This window comes from Pseudomonas sp. MUP55, from assembly GCF_034043515.1.
Taxonomy (GTDB): domain Bacteria; phylum Pseudomonadota; class Gammaproteobacteria; order Pseudomonadales; family Pseudomonadaceae; genus Aquipseudomonas.
Genome location: NZ_CP138214.1, coordinates 1,708,216 through 1,729,923, shown reverse-complemented (window position 1 = coordinate 1,729,923; position 21,708 = coordinate 1,708,216). Strand labels below are relative to the sequence as shown.

At 60.2% G+C, this 21,708-nt stretch carries 15 protein-coding genes; 6 read left to right on the top strand and 9 right to left on the bottom strand.

The features are described 5' to 3' along the window. Nucleotides 1–10 precede the first annotated feature (10 nt). The gene (gene sthA / locus SC318_RS07765) at nucleotides 11–1,405 is read right to left on the bottom strand and encodes a Si-specific NAD(P)(+) transhydrogenase (protein WP_003189670.1); all 1,395 of its coding nucleotides are present in this window, start codon (nucleotides 1,403–1,405) and stop codon (nucleotides 11–13) included. 215 nt (nucleotides 1,406–1,620) lie between these two features. Between sthA and SC318_RS07760 the strand changes: the two genes are divergently transcribed. Beyond that, nucleotides 1,621–2,154 (top strand): chalcone isomerase family protein, encoded by a 534-nt coding sequence (locus SC318_RS07760; RefSeq protein ID WP_320430281.1) that lies wholly within the window; start codon nucleotides 1,621–1,623, stop codon nucleotides 2,152–2,154. 169 nt (nucleotides 2,155–2,323) lie between these two features. Here SC318_RS07760 and SC318_RS07755 read toward each other — a convergent pair whose 3' ends face one another. Further along, nucleotides 2,324–3,787: a glyceraldehyde-3-phosphate dehydrogenase gene (locus tag SC318_RS07755; RefSeq protein WP_306492099.1), complete on the bottom strand. Its 1,464-nt coding sequence runs from the start codon at nucleotides 3,785–3,787 to the stop codon at nucleotides 2,324–2,326. A 340-nt stretch (nucleotides 3,788–4,127) separates the two neighbouring features. Between SC318_RS07755 and mfd the strand changes: the two genes are divergently transcribed. Genes mfd through SC318_RS07740 form a run of 3 tightly spaced genes read left to right on the top strand, consistent with a single transcriptional unit; the run spans nucleotide 4,128 to nucleotide 10,854 of the window. Then, nucleotides 4,128–7,577: a transcription-repair coupling factor gene (gene mfd, locus SC318_RS07750; protein ID WP_320430280.1), complete on the top strand. Its 3,450-nt coding sequence runs from the start codon at nucleotides 4,128–4,130 to the stop codon at nucleotides 7,575–7,577. A gap of 10 nt (nucleotides 7,578–7,587) precedes the next feature. Continuing rightward, on the top strand, nucleotides 7,588–8,154 hold the full coding sequence (locus tag SC318_RS07745) for a CsiV family protein (RefSeq protein WP_320430279.1): 567 nt from the start codon (nucleotides 7,588–7,590) through the stop codon (nucleotides 8,152–8,154). A gap of 9 nt (nucleotides 8,155–8,163) precedes the next feature. Continuing rightward, on the top strand, nucleotides 8,164–10,854 hold the full coding sequence (locus SC318_RS07740) for a DEAD/DEAH box helicase (protein ID WP_320430278.1): 2,691 nt from the start codon (nucleotides 8,164–8,166) through the stop codon (nucleotides 10,852–10,854). 146 nt (nucleotides 10,855–11,000) lie between these two features. On the opposite strand, the gene SC318_RS07735 is transcribed toward SC318_RS07740, so the two are convergent. The 3 genes from SC318_RS07735 to SC318_RS07725 all read right to left on the bottom strand — a co-directional run bounded on the left by SC318_RS07735 (nucleotide 11,001) and on the right by SC318_RS07725 (nucleotide 16,255). Further along, a complete protein-coding gene (locus tag SC318_RS07735) occupies nucleotides 11,001–14,285 on the bottom strand; it encodes a DEAD/DEAH box helicase (protein ID WP_320430277.1) in 3,285 nt (1,094 codons plus the stop codon). Between the two features lie 116 nt (nucleotides 14,286–14,401). Continuing rightward, complete coding sequence (gene nagZ / locus SC318_RS07730) at nucleotides 14,402–15,412, bottom strand: beta-N-acetylhexosaminidase (protein WP_306492094.1); 1,011 nt, start codon at nucleotides 15,410–15,412, stop codon at nucleotides 14,402–14,404. A gap of 135 nt (nucleotides 15,413–15,547) precedes the next feature. Continuing rightward, entirely contained in the window at nucleotides 15,548–16,255 is a 708-nt protein-coding gene (locus SC318_RS07725) for a TetR/AcrR family transcriptional regulator (protein ID WP_065886340.1), read from the bottom strand. A gap of 263 nt (nucleotides 16,256–16,518) precedes the next feature. On the opposite strand from SC318_RS07725, the gene lexA reads away from it, so the two are divergent. Together lexA and sulA are read left to right on the top strand one after the other, a co-directional pair. Beyond that, the gene (gene lexA, locus SC318_RS07720; protein ID WP_306492093.1) at nucleotides 16,519–17,127 is read left to right on the top strand and encodes a transcriptional repressor LexA; all 609 of its coding nucleotides are present in this window, start codon (nucleotides 16,519–16,521) and stop codon (nucleotides 17,125–17,127) included. A 10-nt stretch (nucleotides 17,128–17,137) separates the two neighbouring features. Next, nucleotides 17,138–17,611, top strand: a complete 474-nt coding sequence (gene sulA, locus SC318_RS07715) for an SOS-induced cell division inhibitor SulA (protein WP_065886339.1) — start codon at nucleotides 17,138–17,140, stop codon at nucleotides 17,609–17,611. Nucleotides 17,612–17,634: 23 nt separating this feature from the next. Here the strand turns inward: sulA and SC318_RS07710 are convergent, their stop codons facing one another. From SC318_RS07710 to SC318_RS07695, 4 genes are all read right to left on the bottom strand, one after another. Beyond that, entirely contained in the window at nucleotides 17,635–17,868 is a 234-nt protein-coding gene (locus SC318_RS07710) for a hypothetical protein (RefSeq protein ID WP_003218969.1), read from the bottom strand. Nucleotides 17,869–17,931: 63 nt separating this feature from the next. After that, on the bottom strand, nucleotides 17,932–18,453 hold the full coding sequence (locus SC318_RS07705) for a DUF6586 family protein (protein WP_320430276.1): 522 nt from the start codon (nucleotides 18,451–18,453) through the stop codon (nucleotides 17,932–17,934). A gap of 208 nt (nucleotides 18,454–18,661) precedes the next feature. Beyond that, entirely contained in the window at nucleotides 18,662–21,283 is a 2,622-nt protein-coding gene (topA, locus tag SC318_RS07700; protein ID WP_320430275.1) for a type I DNA topoisomerase, read from the bottom strand. Nucleotides 21,284–21,397: 114 nt separating this feature from the next. Further along, complete coding sequence (locus SC318_RS07695; RefSeq protein WP_124385650.1) at nucleotides 21,398–21,634, bottom strand: DUF1653 domain-containing protein; 237 nt, start codon at nucleotides 21,632–21,634, stop codon at nucleotides 21,398–21,400. Nucleotides 21,635–21,708: the final 74 nt, after the last annotated feature.

The window sequence follows — 21,708 nt, the reverse complement described above, 5'->3', positions numbered from 1 at the left end:
CCGGAGCCGCTCAAAAAAGCCGGTTGAGGCCGTCGTAGGCCGCTACCCGATAGGCTTCCGCCATGGTCGGGTAGTTGAACGTGGTGTTCACGAAATACTTCAGGGTATTTTGCTCACCCGGCTGATTCATGATCGCCTGGCCGATGTGCACGATTTCCGAAGCCTGATAGCCGAAGCAATGCACACCGAGCACTTCCAGGGTTTCGCGGTGGAACAGGATCTTCAGCATGCCTTGCGGCTCACCGGCGATCTGCGCACGCGCCATGCTCTTGAAGAACGCCTTGCCCACTTCGTAAGGCACCTTGGCCTTGGTCAGTTCATGCTCGTTCTTGCCGATCGAGCTGATCTCGGGAATGGTGTAGATCCCGGTCGGCACGTCGTTCACGTAGCGCCAGCTGCCGTTGTCGACAATGCTGCCGGCGGCTGAGCGGCCCTGGTCATGGGCGGCGCTGGCCAGGCTTGGCCAGCCGATCACGTCACCGGCGCCGTAGATGTTCGGCACGCAGGTGCGGTAGTTCTCGTCCACTTCGATCTGGCCACGGCTGTTGACCTTGACCCCGATGTTTTCCATGCCCAGCTTGTCGGTGTTGCCGGTGCGCCCGTTGCACCACAGCAAGGCGTCGGCCTTGATCTTCTTGCCGGATTTGAGGTGCAGGATCACACCATTGTCCAAGCCTTCGACGCGCTCATACTCTTCGTTGTGGCGCACGGTGATGTTGTTATTGCTGAAGTGGTAGCTCAACGCCTGGGAGATTTCCGAGTCGAGGAAGCTCAGCAACTGGTCACGGTTGTCCACCAGCTCCACCAGTACACCCAGGCCACTGAAGATCGACGCGTATTCGCAACCGATCACGCCGGCGCCGTAGATGATCAGTTTGCGCGGGGTGTGGCCCAGGCTCAGGATGGTGTCGCTATCGTAGATACGCGGGTGGTGGAAATCGATATCCGCCGGGCGATACGGGCGCGAACCGGTGGCGATGATGATGTGCTTGGCCACCAGTTTCTCGACCACGCCGTTGGCGCAGACCACTTCGACGGTTTGCTCGTCGGCGAAGCTGCCGGTGCCGAAGAACAGGTCGACGCGGTTACGGGCGTAGTAGCCGGTACGCGAAGCGACTTGCTTGGAGATGACCTTTTCAGCACTCTTCAACACGTCCGGAAACGAGAACCAGCGCGGCTCGCCAATGGCCCGAAACATCGGGTTGGTGTTGAATTGCATGATCTGGCGCACGGAGTGACGCAACGCCTTGGACGGGATGGTACCCAGGTGGGTGCAGTTACCGCCGACCTGGCGACGGCTATCGACCATCGCCACCTTGCGCCCTGCCTTTGCAGCGTTCATCGCCGCGCCTTCTCCAGCCGGGCCGGAACCCAGTACCACCACGTCATAGTTGTAGACAGCCATGCGTACTCCTCAGAACAGGCCAGGCGTACGGTTGGACGCCGGGCTAAATCATGCCGCGGCCAGCGGGCATGAAGGACAATTTGGCTCAAGTGTGTGAACCGGGGCACAGTCTATATAAGCCTCAACGCCGCGCACATTAACCCTTGGTCGCGTCGCAGGCCAGTCTTGCCATACTAACAGCACGCAAATCAGCGCCGATTTCAGGATGAGCCATTATGCGACAACTCTTTATCTGTTTGATGCTGTTGCTGTCGATCACCGCGCACGCCAGCGATGCGGACCGACTCAAGCAGGCCAACTTCCCCAGACAGTCTCAGGAATTGACCCTGAAAAATCAGGCAGTGCTCACTTATCTTTGGGCGGATGTGTACGCCGCTGCGCTGTATGCGCCAGCCGCCACCCCAGCGAAGCAGGCCTGGGACCAGCAGCAGGCGCTGCGACTTGAGCTGTATTACTTTCGCGACATAGACCGTAATGACGTGATCAAGGCCGCCAACACCACCCTGGAGCGCCAGCAGGCCAGCGCCGAATTGAAGCAGGAACTGGAGCAGCTGCACGCCAGCTTTCGCAACATCCGCAGTGGCGATCGCTATGCGCTGGATTTTCGGCCGGGCCGGGGCTTGAATTTGCAGATCAATGGGCAGGTGGTGTTCAGCAGTCGCAACGACGCACTGGCGCGTGCTTATCTGGGTATCTGGTTGGGGCCCAAGGGGTTGTCGGATGAGTTGCGTGGCAAGCTGCTGAAGTGAGTCGACTGCACCACCCTCATCGGGGGCAAGCCCCCTCCCACATTTTGATCTGTGAACACATTCAAAGGTGGGAGGGGGCTTGCCCCCGATAGGGCCTTCAGCCACAGCACAAACCCCAAGCATAAAAAAGCCCCGAACCAGTCGGGGCTTTTTCATTTACTGCTGATGCTTAGCGCGGAAACGCCGGCGGGTTGACCCCAGCCATGTCTTCCATCACGCGAACCACCTGGCAGCTGTAGCCGAACTCGTTGTCGTACCACACGTACAGCACAACGCGGTTGTCCTGGCTGATGGTCGCTTCGGCGTCCACCACACCGGCGTGGCGCGAGCCGACGAAGTCGGTGGACACCACTTCCTGCGAATTGACGAAGTCGATCTGCTTGTGCAGATCGGAGTGCAGCGCCATGTAGCGCAGGTACTCGTTCATCTCTTCACGGGTGGCGGCTTTTTCAAGGTTCAGGTTGAGAATGGCCATCGACACGTTTGGCGTCGGCACACGGATCGCGTTACCGGTCAGCTTGCCGGCCAGCTCAGGCAGCGCCTTGGCGGCAGCAGTGGCGGCACCGGTCTCGGTGATCACCATGTTCAGCGCGGCACTGCGACCACGGCGGTCGCCCTTGTGGAAGTTGTCGATCAGGTTCTGGTCGTTGGTGTACGAGTGAACGGTTTCGACGTGGCCATTGACGATACCGAACTTATCATTCACGGCTTTGAGCACCGGCACGATGGCGTTGGTGGTGCAGGAAGCGGCGGACACGATCTTGTCGTCAGCGGTGATTTCGGCGTGGTTGATACCGTGCACGATGTTCTTGAGCTTGCCCTTGCCAGGCGCGGTCAGCACGACGCGGTCGACACCCGGGCAGGCCAGGTGCTGGCCCAGGCCCTCGGCATCACGCCATACGCCGGTGTTGTCCACCAGCAGGGCGTCCTTGATGCCGTACTGGGTGTAGTCCACCTCGGACGGGTTCTTCGCGTAGATCACCTGGATCAGGTTACCGTTGGCGGTGATGGTGTTGTTTTCTTCGTCGATGACGATGGTGCCGTTGAACGGACCGTGTACCGAGTCGCGACGCAGCAGGCTGGCACGCTTGGTCAGGTCGTTCTCGGCGCCTTTGCGCACCACGATGGCCCGCAGGCGCAGGCCGTCGCCGCCGCCGGTTTTTTCGATCAGGATGCGAGCCAGCAGACGGCCGATACGACCGAAGCCGTACAGCACCACGTCAGTGCCTTTTCGGGCAGCGGCGTTCTGCTGGCCGACCACATCGGCCATTTCTTCACGCACGAACTGCTCGGCGCTGCGGCCAGCGCCTTCTTTGCGGAATTTGTACGCCAACTTGCCCAGGTCTACCGAAGCCGCGCCGAGCTTGAGCTCGCTCATGGCTTTAAGCAGTGGGAATGTTTCGTGGACGGAGAGTTCGCTGTCGTCGGCAGAGCGATGGCGCGCAAAGCGGTGAGCCTTGAGAATCGCGATGACGGACTGGTTGATCAGGCTGCGGCCATAGATCGAGCTCACCACATTGTTATTGCGGTACAGCTGGCCGATAAGCGGAATCATCGCTTCTGCGAGTGCTTCACGGTCGATCCATTCACCAAGACACTGGTCGGGCTTCTGAGTCACGGGAACCTTCCACATGTAGGGGCAGAAAAAAGGGGCTACATTATGTCGCCCGAGTGCCGGTTGAGCAATGCGCGTCAGGCAACAAAAAGCCCTTGCAAAAAAATACCACCACGCTACAGCCCAGGAAACACGCGGGTTCCAGAAGGCCACTAGTTTGGCGAGGCGGCCAACTTGTCCGTAACCCTCCTAAACATTCGCGCGTTTTGGCACTACATATTGAGTCAAAACCAACGATTGTTTGTCTTAGCCACTACATTTCCTACAAACCGTAATAGGCACAGTCAGCAACTGACAGGCGGCACCTCTGGCCGTTACAATTACCGACTTTGTCGCAACGCTTGGAGCTCAACCTTCCGTGCCCGTTCTGCGTCTACCGCTACTCCCTGCCGCGGCAGGTAAACAGCACTGGGGCAACCTGCCCGGTGCCGCCCTGAGCCTGGCCATTGCCGAGGCTGCCAGCGCAGCCAAGCGCTTTACCCTGCTGCTCACCGCCGACAGCCAAAGCGCCGAACGGCTGGAGCAGGAGCTGAGCTTCTTCGCCCCGGATTTGCCGGTGCTGCACTTTCCCGACTGGGAAACCCTGCCCTACGACCTGTTTTCGCCGCATCAGGACATCATTTCCCAGCGCATCGCCAGCCTGTACCGCCTGCCGGAACTGGCCCACGGCGTGCTGGTGGTGCCGATCACCACGGCGCTGCACCGCCTGGCGCCGACCAAGTTCCTGCTGGGCAGCAGCCTGGTGCTGGATGTCGGCCAGAAACTCGACGTGGAGCAGATGCGCACGCGCCTGGAAGCCACCGGCTACCGCTATGTCGACACGGTGTACGAGCACGGCGAATTCACCGTACGCGGTGCGTTGATCGACCTGTTCCCGATGGGCAGCAAACTGCCGTACCGCATCGACCTGTTCGATGATGAAATCGAGACCCTGCGCACCTTCGATCCGGAAAACCAGCGCTCCATCGACAAGGTCGACTCGATCAAGCTGCTGCCGGCGCGTGAATTCCCGCTGCAAAAAGATGCGGTCACCCGCTTCAAGGCACGCTTTCGTGAACGCTTCGATGTGGACTTCCGTCGCTGCCCGATCTTCCAGGACCTGAGCAGCGGGATTACACCGGCCGGTATCGAGTACTACCTGCCGCTGTTCTTCGATGAAACCTCGACCCTTTTCGATTACTTGCCCCAGGACACCCAGGTGTTCTCGCTGCCGGGTATCGAGCAGGCCGCGGAAAACTTCTGGAACGACGTGCGCAACCGCTATGAAGAGCGCCGCGTCGACCCGTCTCGGCCTCTATTGCCACCCGCCGAATTGTTCCTGCCGGTGGAAGACTGCTTCGCCCGCCTGAAAAACTGGCCACGCGTGGTCGCCAGCCAGCAGGATGTAGACGCCGGCAGTGGCCGCGAGCGCTTCCCGGCCGGCACGTTGCCGGACCTGGCGATCCAGGCCAAAGCCACGCAACCGCTGGAAGCATTGTCCAACTTCCTCGGCGATTTCCCCGGCCGCGTGCTGTTTACCGCCGAATCCGCCGGGCGCCGCGAAGTGCTGCTGGAGCTGCTGGAACGTCTCAAGCTGCGCCCGAAAACGGTCGATAGCTGGCCGGACTTTGTCAGCAGCAAAGAGCGCCTGGCGATCACCATCGCGCCATTGGATGAGGGCTTGTTGCTGGACGACCCGGCCCTGGCGCTGATCGCCGAGAGCCCGTTGTTCGGCCAGCGCGTGATGCAGCGCCGCCGTCGCGAAAAACGCGCCGACGCCAACAACGACGCGGTGATCAAGAACCTCACCGAGTTGCGTGAGGGCGCGCCGGTGGTGCACATCGACCACGGCGTGGGCCGCTACCTCGGCCTGCAGACCCTGGAGATCGACAACCAGGCCGCCGAATTCCTCACCATGGAATACGCCGAGGGCGCCAAACTCTACGTGCCGGTGGCCAGCCTGCACCTGATCGCGCGCTACACCGGCAGCGATGACGCATTGGCCCCCCTGCACCGCCTGGGCTCCGAGACCTGGCAGAAAGCCAAGCGCAAGGCCGCCGAACAGGTGCGCGACGTCGCCGCCGAATTGCTCGACATTTATGCGCGTCGTGCGGCGCGGGAAGGTTATGCGTTCGCCGACCCGAAAGCCGACTACGCCACATTCAGCGCCGGCTTCGCCTTCGAAGAGACTCCCGACCAGCAAACCACCATCGAAGCAGTGCGTGCCGACATGCTCGCGCCCAAGCCGATGGACCGCCTGGTGTGTGGCGACGTCGGCTTCGGCAAGACCGAAGTGGCGATGCGTGCCGCTTTCATTGCGGTGCACGGTGGCCGGCAGGTGGCGATCCTGGTGCCGACCACCCTGCTCGCCCAGCAGCACTACAACAGCTTCCGCGACCGCTTTGCCGACTGGCCGGTGACCGTGGAAGTGATGAGCCGCTTCAAGTCCGCCAAGGAGGTGAACGCGGCGGTCGCTGATCTGGCCGAAGGCAAGATCGACATCGTGATCGGCACGCACAAGCTGCTGTCGGACGACGTGAAGATCAAGAACCTGGGCCTGGTCATCATCGACGAAGAACACCGTTTCGGCGTGCGCCAGAAAGAACAGCTCAAGGCCCTGCGCAGCGAAGTCGACATTCTTACCCTTACCGCTACGCCGATTCCGCGCACGCTGAACATGGCGGTATCGGGCATGCGCGACTTGTCGATCATTGCCACGCCACCGGCGCGCCGTCTGTCGGTGCGCACCTTCGTGATGGAGCAGAACAAAAGCACGGTCAAGGAAGCGCTGCTGCGTGAACTGCTGCGCGGCGGCCAAGTGTATTACCTGCACAACGACGTGAAGACCATCGAAAAGTGCGCCGCCGACCTCGCCGAACTGGTGCCCGAAGCGCGTATCGCCATCGGCCATGGGCAGATGCGCGAGCGCGAACTCGAACAGGTGATGAGCGACTTCTACCACAAGCGCTTCAACGTCCTGATCGCCTCGACCATCATCGAGACCGGCATCGACGTGCCCAGCGCCAACACCATCATCATCGAGCGCGCCGACAAGTTCGGCCTGGCCCAACTGCATCAACTGCGCGGCCGGGTCGGACGCAGTCACCACCAGGCCTATGCCTACCTGCTGACGCCACCGCGCCAGCAGATCACCTCCGACGCGGAAAAACGCCTGGAAGCGATCGCCAACACCCAGGACCTCGGCGCCGGCTTTGTGCTGGCCACCAACGACCTGGAAATCCGTGGCGCCGGCGAACTGCTCGGCGACGGCCAGAGCGGCCAGATCCAGGCGGTGGGTTTCACTTTGTATATGGAAATGCTCGAGCGCGCGGTGAAAGCCATTCGCAAGGGCGAACAGCCGAACCTCGATCAACCGCTGGGCGGTGGCCCGGAGATCAACCTGCGCTTGCCTGCATTGATCCCCGAGAACTACCTGCCGGATGTGCACGCACGACTGATCCTGTACAAGCGCATCGCGTCGGCCACCGACGAAGAAGGCCTCAAGGACTTGCAGGTGGAAATGATCGACCGCTTCGGCCTGCTGCCGGAACCGACCAAGAACCTGGTGCGCCTGACCCTGCTTAAACTGCAGGCCGAGCAGTTGGGCATCAAGAAAGTCGACGCCGGGCCGCAAGGCGGGCGTATCGAATTCGAAGCGCAGACCCCGGTGGACCCGTTGGTGCTGATCAAATTGATCCAGGGCCAGCCCAACCGTTACAAGTTCGAAGGGGCTACGCTGTTCAAGTTCATGGTGCCGATGGAACGCGCCGAAGAACGCTTCAACACCCTGGAGGCGCTGTTCGAGCGCCTCATTCCGAAATCTGCTTGAAGGACGCCCCATGCGCATGTTCCGCATTCTGAGCCTGATGTTGGTGGTCATTGCGCCTTCGGCATTTGCCGACAGCCCTTACCAGGTGGAAATGATCCTGGTGCGCCAGAATGCAGAGCCGGTGATCAACAGCCGCGCCGCCCCGGAAGACTGGGATGGCGGCGCGCAGCGCCTGGGCGAGCGGATGAGCCCGCCACGCCTGGGCAACATCGTCGACAAACTGCGCTCCGACGCCAACTACACCGTGCTCGCGCACAAAGCCTGGGAACAGAGCCTGGGCGAGCAGCCAGTGAAAATCGCGATCACCGACGGCCAGGAGCAATTCGGTCAGTTCCCCATCGAAGGCGTCTTGAACCTGCAACTGGGCCGCTTCACTGACATCGACGCCGATTTCTGGATCAACCAGTTCGACGGCAACGGCAGCGTGATCGCCAGCGAACATTTGAGCCAAAAGGACGTGCGCACCAAGAACAACCAGCTCAATTACCTGGACGGCGGCCACCTGGCGCTGTTGATCAAGATCACCTCGCTGACCGCCAAGCCTCCCAGCGCACCACCGCCCGACATGCAGGACTGATCCAGCGCCATGCCCCTGACATCGCCACTGACCAAACCCCTGGCGCCTTCCTGGGCCAATCGCTTCAAAGAGCAAAGCCTGGAGCGTGGGCGGCGTTATGCGCTGGAGAACCGGGTGCGCATCGTCGAGTCCGGCGACAGCACCATCACGGCCTACTGCGAAGGTTCGGGTGGCAACGTTTACCGGCAGACCATTTCGTTGCGCGAATCGGCCAAGGGCATGCTGATTCTGGTCGACAGCCGCTGTACCTGTCCGGTGCACATCAATTGCAAACATATCGCCGCGGTGCTGCTCAAGGTCCAGGAAACCCTCGCCTACCCGGCGGCGGCCCAGGATGCCGAGCTGCTGGGCAAACTCCAGGCCGTACTGGATAAGCGCGAGGTACTGCCGCAGGTGGTCATGGAGGACGTGCACCCGGTGCCGCGCCTGTGGCTGGCCAGCGTGGAGTTCAGCGCGTTCGAGCCGCGCAACGGCAAGATGCAGCGTTACATCCAGCATCGTGCGGCGCTGTCGTTCAACTACCTGGGCAATTATGTCAGCGGGCAAAAGAACGCCGATATCATCGTGCGCCAGGAAACCCAGAGCCTGCGGATCAAGCGCCACCCCGAACTGGAACAGCGTTATCGCGAGCAACTGCGCCTGCTCGGCTTCAAGATCGCCACGCGCCAGAGCAAGGCCTTGCCGGAAAGTGCCGGCGAGCTGTTCGAGATGGTCAATGACAGCGCCTGGCTGAATTTCACCCTCAACTCATCGCCTACGCTGCGGGCCGAAGGTTGGGAGCTGCAAATCGATGAAGACTTCGGCTTCGACCTCAGCCCCGTGGACGACTGGTACGCCAGCGTCGATGAAGCCCCCGAGCGCGACTGGTTCGACCTGGAGCTGGGTATTATCGTCAACGGCGAGCGGCTGAGCCTGCTGCCGATCCTGCTGAACCTGATGCGCTCCCACACCGAAATCCTCAACCCGGAAAAGCTCGCACGGCGCCGCGATGATGAGTTGATCCTGGTGAATATTCCCGGCCTGCCCAACGGCCACGGCCCGCTGCAAGTGGCGCTGCCCTACGGACGCTTGAAGCCGGTACTGGCCACCTTGGGCGAGTTCTACCTGCAGGAACCGGGCACCACGGCCTTGCGCCTGGCCAAGGCCGATGCAATCCGCTTGAACCCGTTGGAAGACCTGCCGCTGCAATGGGAAGGCGGCGAGAAAATTCGCCATTTCGCCCAGCGCCTGCGCGATATCCAGGATTTCACCTGTGCTGCGCCTGAAGGGCTGAATGCAACCTTACGCCCCTACCAACTGGAAGGCTTGAGCTGGATGCAGTCGCTGCGCCAGCTGGACGTGGGCGGGATTCTCGCGGACGACATGGGCCTGGGTAAAACCTTGCAGACCCTTGCGCATATTCTTACGGAGAAGAATGCCGGACGCCTGGATCGGCCGTGCATGGTGGTCATGCCCACCAGCCTGATTCCCAATTGGCTGGATGAAGCCGCGCATTTCACCCCGCAACTGCGAGTGCAGGCCCTGTACGGCGCAGGGCGTAAGAAACACTTCGCCAATCTGCAGGACTTTGACCTGCTGTTGACCACCTACGCGCTATTGCCCAAAGACATCGACACCCTCGCCGCCCAGCCTTTGCATGTGCTGATTCTCGATGAGGCCCAGTACATCAAGAACCCGACCAGCAAGGCGGCTCAAGCAGCGCGCGAGTTGGATGCGCGCCAGCGCCTGTGCCTGAGCGGTACGCCGCTGGAAAACCACCTGGGTGAGCTATGGTCGTTGTTCCACTTCCTGCTGCCAGGCTGGCTCGGCGATGTGAAAAGCTTCAACCGTGATTACCGCGTCCCCATCGAAAAACGCGCCAGCGAGGTGCGATTGCAGCACCTCAACGGTCGGATCAAGCCGTTCCTGCTGCGCCGCACCAAGGAACAGGTGGCAACCGAACTGCCGCCCAAGACCGAGATTATCCACTGGGTCGACCTTAACGAAGCCCAGCGCGACGTGTACGAAACCATGCGCCTGGCCATGGATAAAAAGGTGCGCGACGAGATTACCCGCAAGGGCGTGGCGCGCAGCCAGATCATCATCCTTGAGGCGCTGCTCAAGCTGCGCCAGGTGTGCTGCGATTTGCGCCTGGTCAACGACGCCACCCTGCCCGCCCGTGGCAGCAGCTCGGGCAAGCTCGACAGCTTGATGGAGATGCTCGACGAGTTGTTCGCCGAGGGGCGGCGCATTCTGTTGTTCTCGCAGTTCACCTCGATGCTGAGCCTGATCGAGGCTGAACTGAAGAAACGCCAGATCGCCTACGCGCTGCTGACCGGCCAGACCCGTGACCGGCGCACCCCCGTCAAGGAGTTCCAGAGCGGCACGCTGCAGATTTTCCTGATCAGCTTGAAAGCGGGCGGCGTCGGTCTGAACCTGACCGAAGCCGACACCGTGATCCACTACGACCCCTGGTGGAACCCGGCAACCGAAAATCAGGCCACCGACCGTGCGTACCGCATCGGGCAAGAGAAGCCGGTGTTCGTCTACAAGATGATTGCCAGAGGCACGGTGGAGGAGAAAATTCAGCACCTGCAGAAGGAAAAATCCGATCTGGCTGCGGGCGTGCTGGATGGACGAACGACTGGGGACTGGCAGTTGGGCAATGAGGATATCGAGGCGCTGTTTGCACCGCTGCCCAACAAGCAAGAGAAGCGCTGAGCCAGTTAAGCGAAAGTGGTTTTCTGTAGGAGCGAGCTTGCTCGCGAAAAAAATCCAGGCAACGCGTTCATTTTGGATAAACGCGGTGGCCCTGAGTTCTTCGCGAGCAAGCTCGCTCCTACAAAAAGCGTTACTGGCATTATGGCTTAAGGCAACGGCGCGAACAGCGCCTCAATATCTCGCTGCTCCAGCTTCCAGCCAGCACTGGAGCCCCCTTCAAGCACGCCGTCGGCCAGCGCTGCCTTTTCCAATTGCAGCGCCTGAATCTTTTCTTCCACCGTGCCCCTGGCAATCATCTTGTAAACAAACACCGGCTTATCCTGCCCGATCCGGTAAGCCCGGTCCGTGGCCTGGTTTTCCACAGCCGGGTTCCACCACGGGTCGTAATGAATCACCGTATCCGCCGCCGTCAGGTTCAAGCCCGTTCCGCCCGCTTTCAGACTGATCAGGAACAACGGCGTCTTGCCGTCCTGAAAGTCTTTCACGGGGGTGCGCCGGTCCAGGGTTTCACCGGTCAGGATTGAATAGTCGACCTCACGCAGCTTCAGTTCCTCTTCGATTAACGCCAGCATCGAGGTGAACTGCGAGAACAGCAGGACGCGCCGCCCTTCGCTGAGCAATTCTTCGAGCATTTCCATCAAACTGCCAAGTTTGCCGGTACCCGCTCGCGCCAGTTTGGACGCTGGTGCAGTCTTGACCAGGCGCAAGTCGCAGCAGACCTGGCGCAACTTGAGCAGCGCTTCGAGAATGACGATTTGGCTGCGGGCGACACCTTGCCGGGCAATCTCGTCGCGAACCTTCTTGTCCATCGCCACGCGCACGGTTTCATACACGTCACGCTGGGCGTCGCTCAAGTCCACCCAATGCACGATCTCGGTCTTGGGCGGCAACTCGGTGGCGACCTGTTCTTTTTTACGGCGCAACAGGAAGGGTTTGATCTTCGCCGTCAGGTGCTGCATGCGTTGCGCATTACCGTGCTTTTCAATCGGTGTGCGGTAATTGCGATTGAAGGTTTTGCTGTCACCCAGCCACCCCGGCAACAGGAAATGAAACAGCGACCAGAGTTCGCCCAAATGGTTTTCCAACGGCGTCCCGCTCAGGCACAGCCGCTGGCCGGCATCCAGTTGGCGAGCGGCCTGGGCCGCCTTGCTGTTGGGATTTTTGATATTTTGCGCTTCGTCGAGGATCAGCACGCTCCAGCGCTGAGGCTGCAAGACTTCAAGGTCTCGTGGCAGCAGCGCGTAGGTGGTGAGTACCAGGTCGTAATCGGTCAAGCGTGCGAAGTCAGCCTGACGCTGTGCACCGTGCAGCGCCAGGACTCTGAGCTGTGGCGTGAACCGTGCGGCTTCGTCGATCCAGTTCGGGATCAGGCTGGTAGGCATTACGGCCAATGCGGGCGTTTGCAATCGACCTGCCTGTTTTTCCAGGAGCAGGTGCGCAAGAGCTTGCAGAGTTTTGCCCAGGCCCATGTCATCCCCTAGAATCCCGCCGACTTCCAGCTCGCGCAAAGTCTGCATCCAGTTCAGGCCTTCGAGCTGATAGCCACGAAGTTCGGCGTTCAGGCCCTCCGGAGCAGATACCTGGGCATGGGTGGAGTCCTTGAGGCGCCTGGCGAAATCACGCAGTCGCTCGCCACCCCGCCACACCAAGGGCATTGTCTCCAGATGACTGAGCCGAGCCGCATCGGGCGCACTCAGCCGTAATGCATCACCTTCGGTTGCGCCCAGGTAGAGTTCGCCGAGGGTTGCCATCAGGGGCTTGAGTCGCCCGTAAGGCAACGCAACCTTTGTTTGAGTGCGGGCGCCCAAACTCACCAACACGCGCTCATCGTCGTTACGTTCGGCCAAGTGGGCGGCATCGAGCAGCTTGGGCTGACGTCGCATCAAGTCGAGCATGATTGGCAACAGGCTATGCCGCTCGCCATTGACCTCAATGCCCAGCTCAAGATCGAACCATTCATTATCCGACGCTTCTTCGATGTCCGCATACCAATGGTCCACCGCGTCCACGTCGTAGTAAAAGCCCGGTTGGACGACAATGTCCCACCCTGCTTCACGCAAAGCCGCCAGATCGTTTTCAACGAAACCCAGCCAGGCTTCATCGGTGGGGAGATCGAACATTTCCCCAGCGCTTTCAGGCAGCGCGCGAGTTTGGCGATTGATCGCTTTGAATCCGATCTTGGTGAGCGCCTTGCGCAGCGCTTTTTCAGCCGCCGGCTTGCGTTGGATACGCTGGGTTTCGGTGCCCTTGAGAAGCTGGATATCCTCAGTGCCCTTGCCGCTGGTCAGGCTGGTGTCATAGCGGAAAGCCAACGCAGCGCGATGCTCCCAATGGAACCGGCCGTAACCGTAGGCTTCGTCGCTTCCCAAGGTAAGACATCCTTGGGGTTCTAACGTATCCACGACGCGCTCGGTCAGCTCCAGCGGTGGAGGAATCACCTTGGACACCGCACTGATGCGTTGACTGAATAACGCGGCTTGATCAGCTGGAATGAGCGGCAAGCCGCAAAGATGCATGGCCAGATTCTCATCCAGACCATGCTCGAGCACCCCGACTTCCATGTTGTCGAGGTCAAGATAGTGAAGCGGTTTGAGCGGAAACATATCATCCAACTCACGGCCATCGCTGGTCCAGCGGGGGATGTAATCGCCATCGGGTGTCACCGCCCAATCGAAACGACCGGCGCGAGCCGGACCGGGATTAAGCGCTAGTCTTGGGCCCAGCTCAAGAAACAGGCGTTGGGTTTTTAACGCCAATTGGAGAATTTCGGCCCCCGTTTCGCCGGCCAACTGAAAACTGCTGCCGTAGCTGCCATAAGATCGGCCCAACAACAATAATCGACCAATGCGCGTATCCAGCTCATGCATGTAGCTTGGTGCACGCCGTAATGTCTCATCCATCGAGTACAAGGGCTTGATATCGCTGTACTCACCTTTTTTGGTCACGCGCGCCCGGTACACCTCGAATGTCCAGCCACTGGAATAAACCTCGGGAGTGACTTGGTACAGCAAACAAGTACCGGTGTTCTTGGGCGCAGCCTCACCTGGCGGGGTGGGCTTGGGGATACTTTCAAGCCAGTTTTCGAGCTGCGGACTCAGGCGATCAGCCACCGGCTTTTTCGGCTCGTTCAGCTCTTCGTACAGCACAGTCAACGTAAACAAGACCGCAGCCGCGTGCTTGCAATTGGTCGCCACCGGGCAAGAACACACACACCTGATGCCCGTCAAACGGGATGGTGCATCCTCCAAGGCAATCGACAGGCTATAGACATTGCGGCCCGAGCCCTTGCAACGTGCGATCAACCTGTGAGGCCCGAATTCCTTTATCTCAATGCGATTTTGGCCGGCATACTCAAAGCCGCGCTCCAGCGAGCGAAGTTCAAAGTACGCTTGCCAATCCAACTCGACGATACGGGCAATCAGGTCATTCATGAAACTGAACTCTACAGCCACCAGCAATGGGACTTAAGCAGGACAACTCTGACACTACCGCAAGAGATAGCTACAGCCTTATTCGGATGTTTCCTACACCAAGCGTTCAACAATACTTATTCGATCAGTTGAGCATCCCGCAACGCTCCAAGCGCTGTCAGCCAACGTGGATCCTGTTTGTATTCCGTCGAGGCAATAGCCTGCCCGCGCATGCGCGCAATCCGCGCCGAAGGCTTGACCTTCATCCGCTGCGCCGCACTCAGGGCCAGCTCGGCAGCCGCACGATCGTTGCATACCAGCCCCATGTCGCAGCCCGCCGTCAGCGCAGCTTCGATACGGCTGGCGGCATCACCCACCACGTGGGCACCGGCCATGGACAGGTCATCACTGAAAATCACCCCGTCGAACTGCAATTCGCCGCGCAGGATGTCCTGCAACCAGCGGCGTGAGAAGCCTGCCGGCTGGGCATCGACTTGCGGATAGATGACATGGGCCGGCATCACGGCGGCCAATTGCTTGCTCAGGCGAGCGAAGGGTACGAGGTCGTTGGCGCGAATCTGTTCCAGGCTGCGCTCGTCGTTGGGAATTGCGACATGGGAGTCGGCTTCAGCCCAACCGTGACCAGGGAAGTGCTTGCCGGTGGCGGCCATGCCGGCGCTGTTCATGCCGCGAATAAAGGCACCGGCAAGCACGGCAGCGCGCTCGGGGTCGCCTTCGAACGAACGGGTGCCGACCACGGCGCTGCGCTGGTAATCCAGGTCCAGCACTGGGGCGAAGCTGAGGTCCAGGCCCACGGCCAACACTTCAGTGGCCATGACCCAGCCACATTGTTCGGCCAGGTATTCGGCATTGGGGTTATCGGCCAGCGCGCGCATGGCCGGCAAGCGCACGAAGCCTTGGCGCAGGCGCTGCACGCGGCCGCCTTCCTGGTCGACCGCCAGCAGCAGGTCCGGGCGCACCGCGCGAATCGCCGCGCTCAACTCGCGGACCTGGCGCGGATGCTCGATATTGCGCGCGAAAATGATCAAGCCGCCCACTTCCGGTTGGCGCAACAGATGGCGATCCTCGGCCGTCAGCCAGGTACCCGCCACGTCGACCATCAAAGAACCTTGCAGGGCAGCAGTCATAAACCTTCCTTAAATAACGCGCGCAACCCATCACCCCTACCGGTTCCGGTAAGCAGGAGGGGTTGCACGTAAATAGCTGAAATCGACATGGCGGCTAGCTTAGCGGATGCAAGCGGCCGCGCACACCCGCTGCGGTCAAACCTTGGCGAGGGCGGGTGTGGATTTGCTGCGCGGGCGCAATTGGGCGACGGCCATGGCCTGGTCGGTCACGCCGGTTTCGGCGCGCATGCCCGCGGCGAGGAACGGCACCATCAGGCGCATCACCTGCTCGATGGAGGTGTTGACGCCGAAATCGGTCTCGGCAATTGCACGCAGCGCCTTGATCCCGGACATGCTGAAAGCCGCAGCGCCGAGCATGAAGTGCACGCGCCAGAACAGTTCGATCGGCGGGATACGCGGGGCGGCTTCATTGACCAGCAGCATATAGCGACGAAACACCTTGCCGTACATGTCTTCCAGGTAGCGGCGCAGGTGGCCCTGGCTCTGGCTGAACGCCAAGCCCAAAAGGCGCATGAAGATAGACAGGTCGTTGCCGCTGCGTGGCTGCACCACCAGGGCTTGCTCAACCAGGATTTCCAGCAGCTCTTCCAGGCTTGGCTTGTTGTCGGCCTTGGCCTGGCGACGCTCCAGCTCGCGATCGAGGCTGGCACAGAACGGTCCCAGGAAGCGCGAGAACACCGCCTGGATCAGGGCTTTTTTCGAGCCGAAATGGTAGTTCACGGCGGCGAGGTTGACCCCGGCCTTGCTGGTGATCAGCCGCAATGAAGTTTCAGCAAATCCTTTTTCCGCGAACAATTGCTCGGCAGCATCGAGAATGCGTTCAACGGTTTCCGACTGGGCCATGGCTACTCCGCCTGACAAACACTTGTTTGAAACATACGTTTCAGGGTATGTCTTGTCAAGCCTGCGGGTTCGTTTTCCGGCCGGTCAGTCATCTATTTCGTCGCTATTTAATCACATCCGGCTCGGTCTGTAGGCAGCGCTATCCGTGCCTTGTAGTACAGGTGATGAATGACCGTCCAGCGGGGCCGCACAAAAGGATGATTGCCAAGCGCCGTTCACTGTATATAATCCCAGTCACTGTATAAAAAGCCAGAGCGATCAACATGCTAAAACTGACGCCACGCCAAGCTGAGATTCTGGGGTTTATCAAGCGCTGTCTTGATGACAATGGTTACCCACCGACACGCGCCGAAATTGCGCAGGAACTGGGTTTCAAGTCTCCCAACGCTGCCGAAGAGCACCTCAAGGCCCTCGCTCGCAAAGGCGCGATCGAGATGACCCCCGGTGCTTCACGCGGCATTCGTATCCCTGGCTTCGAAGCCAAGGCCGACGAATCGACACTGCCGATCATCGGTCGAGTGGCCGCCGGTGCGCCGATCCTGGCGCAACAGCATGTCGAAGAGTCCTGCAACATCAACCCGACCTTCTTTCATCCGCGCGCCGACTACCTGTTGCGGGTGCATGGCATGAGCATGAAGGACGTGGGCATCTTCGACGGTGACCTGCTGGCCGTACACACCACTCGTGAAGCCCGTAACGGCCAGATCGTGGTGGCACGGATCGGTGATGAAGTCACCGTCAAGCGCTTCAAGCGTGAAGGCAGCAAGGTCTGGCTCATGGCGGAAAACCCGGAGTTCGCGCCGATTGAAGTGAACCTGAAAGACCAGGACCTGGTGATCGAAGGCTTGAGTGTCGGCGTTATTCGCCGCTAAAGGAGACATCATGCAGCTCGTGCACACCCCACAACACACACAACTGTCGCTGTTCGAGGCCTTCATGGCTCAACCCCTTGCGCCCATCCTCAAGGAAACGGTCGAAGCTCCCTGGAGCTGCGAACCCGAGGTATTCAGTGAATTGTCGTTGCGTGGGGCTGCCGGGAGCTGCCTGAGCCTGTTGGCGCCGATTCTGCGCGAACTCAGCGAGGAGCAGGACGCGCGCTGGTTGACGCTGATCGCCCCGCCCGCCAGCCTGACACAGGCCTGGTTACGGGATGCAGGCCTCAACCGTGAGCGTATTCTGTTGCTGCAGCCACGGGGCGCGCAAAGTGCCCAGCAATTGACCTGCGAAGCCTTGCGCCTGGGCCGTAGCCATACGGTAGTGAGCTGGCTGAACCCGTTGAATGCAACGGCCAAGCAGCAGTTGATCAGCGCCGCACACACAGGCGATGCACAAAGCTTGAATATTCGACTGGGATAAAAGATAAGCGGGTTACACAGGGCTCAGTGAAGAATCCGTGGCCCATCTTCCTTCTCAGGCTCGCCTTCAGCCAGGCGACCTGCCATTTGCACGCCAACGCTCAACATGGCTTTGGCCACTTCCACATGCTGGCCTTGCAGGAACGCTTTTGCGTCTTCGGAAAAGTCCAGGATAACCAGAGAACCTTCGTCCTCAGCCCGGCGCAGCTCGATTCGGCCGTCAGGCAGTTCAACAATTTCCAGAAAGGACGTTGGCATAAAAGTCTGTTCTCCACGAAAGCGCGAGATTATATCAGTGTTGTGGCGTGCAGGCTTGCCCGCTCAGCACTCGTTCAAGCCTTCACGAAAGCGCAGTGCCAGCTTTTTTAGCTCCTGGCGCCAGCTTTCCAGCTCTTCCCGGCTCAAAGGCTTGGGCTCATCCGCATCCAACGCAACCGCCACGATCAGCGGCTGTGTCACATCACCTTTGGGTACATGAGGAACGCGCGGCGGCTGGAACATGTCGGCATGCGCCTTGAGCAGGCGGGCTACCCAACTGTCCGGGCTCTGGGCCATTTCCACCAGTTCGGCCAGTTCCGGGATGGCCATGGTTTCCAGCACTTCCCGGGTCATGATCATTTCGGCGCGGGGCGAACCGGCCTGGGGCAAGCGGTAGAACCCGGCGATTTCATGGCATAGCCCCAGCAACGCGCCGTACAGGTGGAACAGAGCAGCTTCGCGCCCCGCCTGGACCAGCGCGATGGCATTCATTTCCTTGCCCGCCTCGGCACGACCAAGGGCTTCCAGGGACAAACCCGCGAAGTAGATTTTCTGGTTGGTACGGGTATAGAGCTCGTGGGCCACGACGGCAATCTCCACAACGAATTAGGCGTGATGCTGGCTGAACAGTGTCACGGATCAGCCGAACCGACTGCAAGTGCCATGAGGCAGATCCAAATGTGGGAGGGGGCTTGCCCCCGATGGCGGTGTATCAGTCATATCATCACCGACTGATACGCCGCTATCGGGAGCAAGCCCCCTCCCACACTGGAACGTCAGCGCGTGTAGCGGATCAAGCGCCCTGGCGCTTGTCCTCGACCTTCCACTTGCCACCGTCGTAGAACGCTTTCCAGCCGGTAGGCTTGCCGTCGACTTCGGTCTGCACGTACTGCTCCTTGGTTTTGCGGCTATAGCGGATCACGGCTGGGCGACCATCCGGGTCCTTCTTCGGCGCTTCACACAGGAAGTGGTACTTCGGATCGATCTCGTCCTTGTGCGGCACGATCTCCATCACCAGCGGTGCACGGGTCTCGCGGTTTTTCGGAAACTGGCTGGCGGCCAGGAACAGGCCCGAAGCACCGTCGCGCAGGATGTAGGTGTCGTTGACCTTCTCGCACTTGAGCTCGGGCATCTTCACCGGGTCCATCTTCGGCGGCGCTGCGTCACCGCTTTTGAGCAGTTTGCGGGTGTTCTTGCAGGTCGGGTTGGTGCAACCAAAGAACTTGCCGAAACGGCCGGTCTTGAGCTGCATCTCGCTGCCGCACTTGTCGCACTCCAGGCTCGGACCTTCGTAGCCCTTGATGCGGTAGGTGCCCTCTTCGATCTCGTAACCATTGCAATCGGGGTTGTTACCGCAGATATGCAGCTTGTGCTTCTCGTCCAACAGGTAGGCGTCCATCGCCGTGCTGCAGATCGGGCAGCGGTGCTTGCCACGCAATACCAGCGACTCGGATTCACCCTCGTCATCGGCGGCGATTTCATCACCCGGTACCAGGTTGACGGTGGCCTTGCAGCGCTCTTTAGGCGGCAGGCTGTAACCGGAGCAACCCAGGAACACGCCGGTAGACGCCGTACGAATCTGCATCGGCCGGCCGCATGTGGTGCAGGGAATGTCCGTCATCACCGGCTGGTTGGCACGCATGCCGCTCTCAGGGCTCTCGGCCACTTCGAGTTTTTTCTTGAAATCACCGTAGAACTCGTCCAGCACACTTTTCCAGTCGCGCTCGCCGTGGGCGACGTCATCGAGGTTCTCTTCCATGCCGGCGGTGAAGCCGTAGTCCATCAGGTTGGAGAAACTCTCGGACAGCCGCTCAGTGACGATATCGCCCATCTTTTCCGAATAGAAACGACGGTTGTGCAGCGCCACGTAGCCACGGTCCTGGATGGTGGAGATGATCGCCGCGTAGGTCGAAGGACGACCGATACCGCGTTTTTCCATCTCCTTGACCAGGCTGGCTTCCGAATAACGCGCCGGTGGCTTGGTGAAGTGCTGGGACGGGTCAAGCTTGATCAGCTTCAACGTGTCGCCCTGGGCCATGTCAGGCAGCACATCATCATCGCCCGGCTTGGCGATCTGCGGCATCACGCGGGTGTAACCGTCGAACTTGAGGATACGACCTTTGGCACGCAGCTCGAAGTCGGAAGCAGCAACGCTCACGGTGGTGGACAGGTATTGCGCCGGCAGCATCTGGCAGGCCAGGAACTGGCGCCAGATCAGCTCGTAGAGGCGCTCAGCGTCGCGTTCCATGCCGCTCAGTTTGGCGGGCGTGGTGTTGGCGTCGGAAGGACGAATCGCTTCGTGAGCCTCCTGGGCGCCTTCCTTGCTGCTGTAGACGTTAGGCTTCTCCGGCAGGTACTTCTTGCCGAATTCGCTTTCAATATAGGTGCGCGCCATCGCTACCGCGTCTTGCGACAGGTTGGTGGAGTCGGTACGCATATAAGTGATGTAGCCGGCTTCGTACAGACGCTGGGCCATCATCATGGTTTTCTTCACACCGAAACCCAGGCGGTTGCTCGCCGCCTGCTGCAGGGTGGAGGTGATGAACGGCGCCGACGGCTTGCTGCTGGTCGGTTTGTCTTCGCGCTTGACGATGCTGTAGCTGGAGGCTTTGAGCTTCTCCAGCGCGGCCATGGCCTGGGCTTCGTTCAGCGGCTTGAAGGCTTCGCCTTTTTCGCGGGCCACTTCAAAGCGCACATTGGCGCCCTTGGCGGTGCCGAGGTCGGCGTGGACTTCCCAATATTCTTCAGGGATGAACGCACGAATCTCACGCTCACGCTCCACCACCAGCTTGACCGCTACCGATTGCACACGGCCGGCAGACAGGCCGCGGGCAATCTTGGCCCACAGCAATGGCGAAACCATATAACCCACCACGCGATCGAGGAAACGCCGTGCCTGCTGGGCGTTGACGCGATCGATGTCCAGCTCGCCCGGCTTGGAGAAGGCTTCCTGGATGGCTTTCTTGGTGATTTCGTTGAACACCACGCGCTTGTAGCGGCTGTCGTCACCGCCGATGGCTTCCCGCAGGTGCCAGGCAATGGCTTCCCCTTCGCGGTCCAAGTCGGTTGCGAGATAGATGGTGTCAGCATCCTTGGCGAGCCGGCGCAGCTCTTCGATGACCTTTTCCTTGCCCGGAAGGATTTCGTACTTGGCCTTCCAGCCATGATCCGGGTCCACACCCATGCGCGAGACCAGCTGCTTGCGCGCTTTCTCTTTGGGCGTGAGCACCGGACCTTCGCCCGCGGCGGCCTTGCCGCGCTTGGCGGCAGGCTCCTTGCTGGCGCTAGCCGAACCGCTGGTGGGCAGGTCTCGGATATGGCCGATACTCGACTTCACCACGTACTCGTTGCCCAAGTACTTGTTGATGGTCTTGGCCTTAGCCGGGGATTCCACAATGACCAGCGATTTGCCCATGGATCGGAAAATTCCTGAATTCGAGAAGTGAAAGGCAGTTGGCGCCTGACGCGGCAACGCTATATATAGTGGCAACCGGGTGAGGTCAAGCGCAGCATTCTGCGCGACCTGCCGTTATTGCCCTTTAAAAAGACTGGGTTCGGCCTGGACCAAAGCAAAGCGCGGGACCTGCTCGCCGTCAACTTCGACGGACTCCAGGAACATGCTCAAGGGACGTACCCAAAAGCCGTATTCACCATACAGTGCTTGATAGAACACCACTTCTTCTTCGGTTTCGGAGTGCCGCGCCACGCTGAAAACGCGGTACTGCGGGCCCTTATAATGTTGGTAGAGCCCGGGTTCGACTTTCATGCTCTGACCTCCCTACAAATTTTGTCGAAAAAAAATTTAAAAATTCCAAAAAACAAAAACCGGGGCACTGGGCC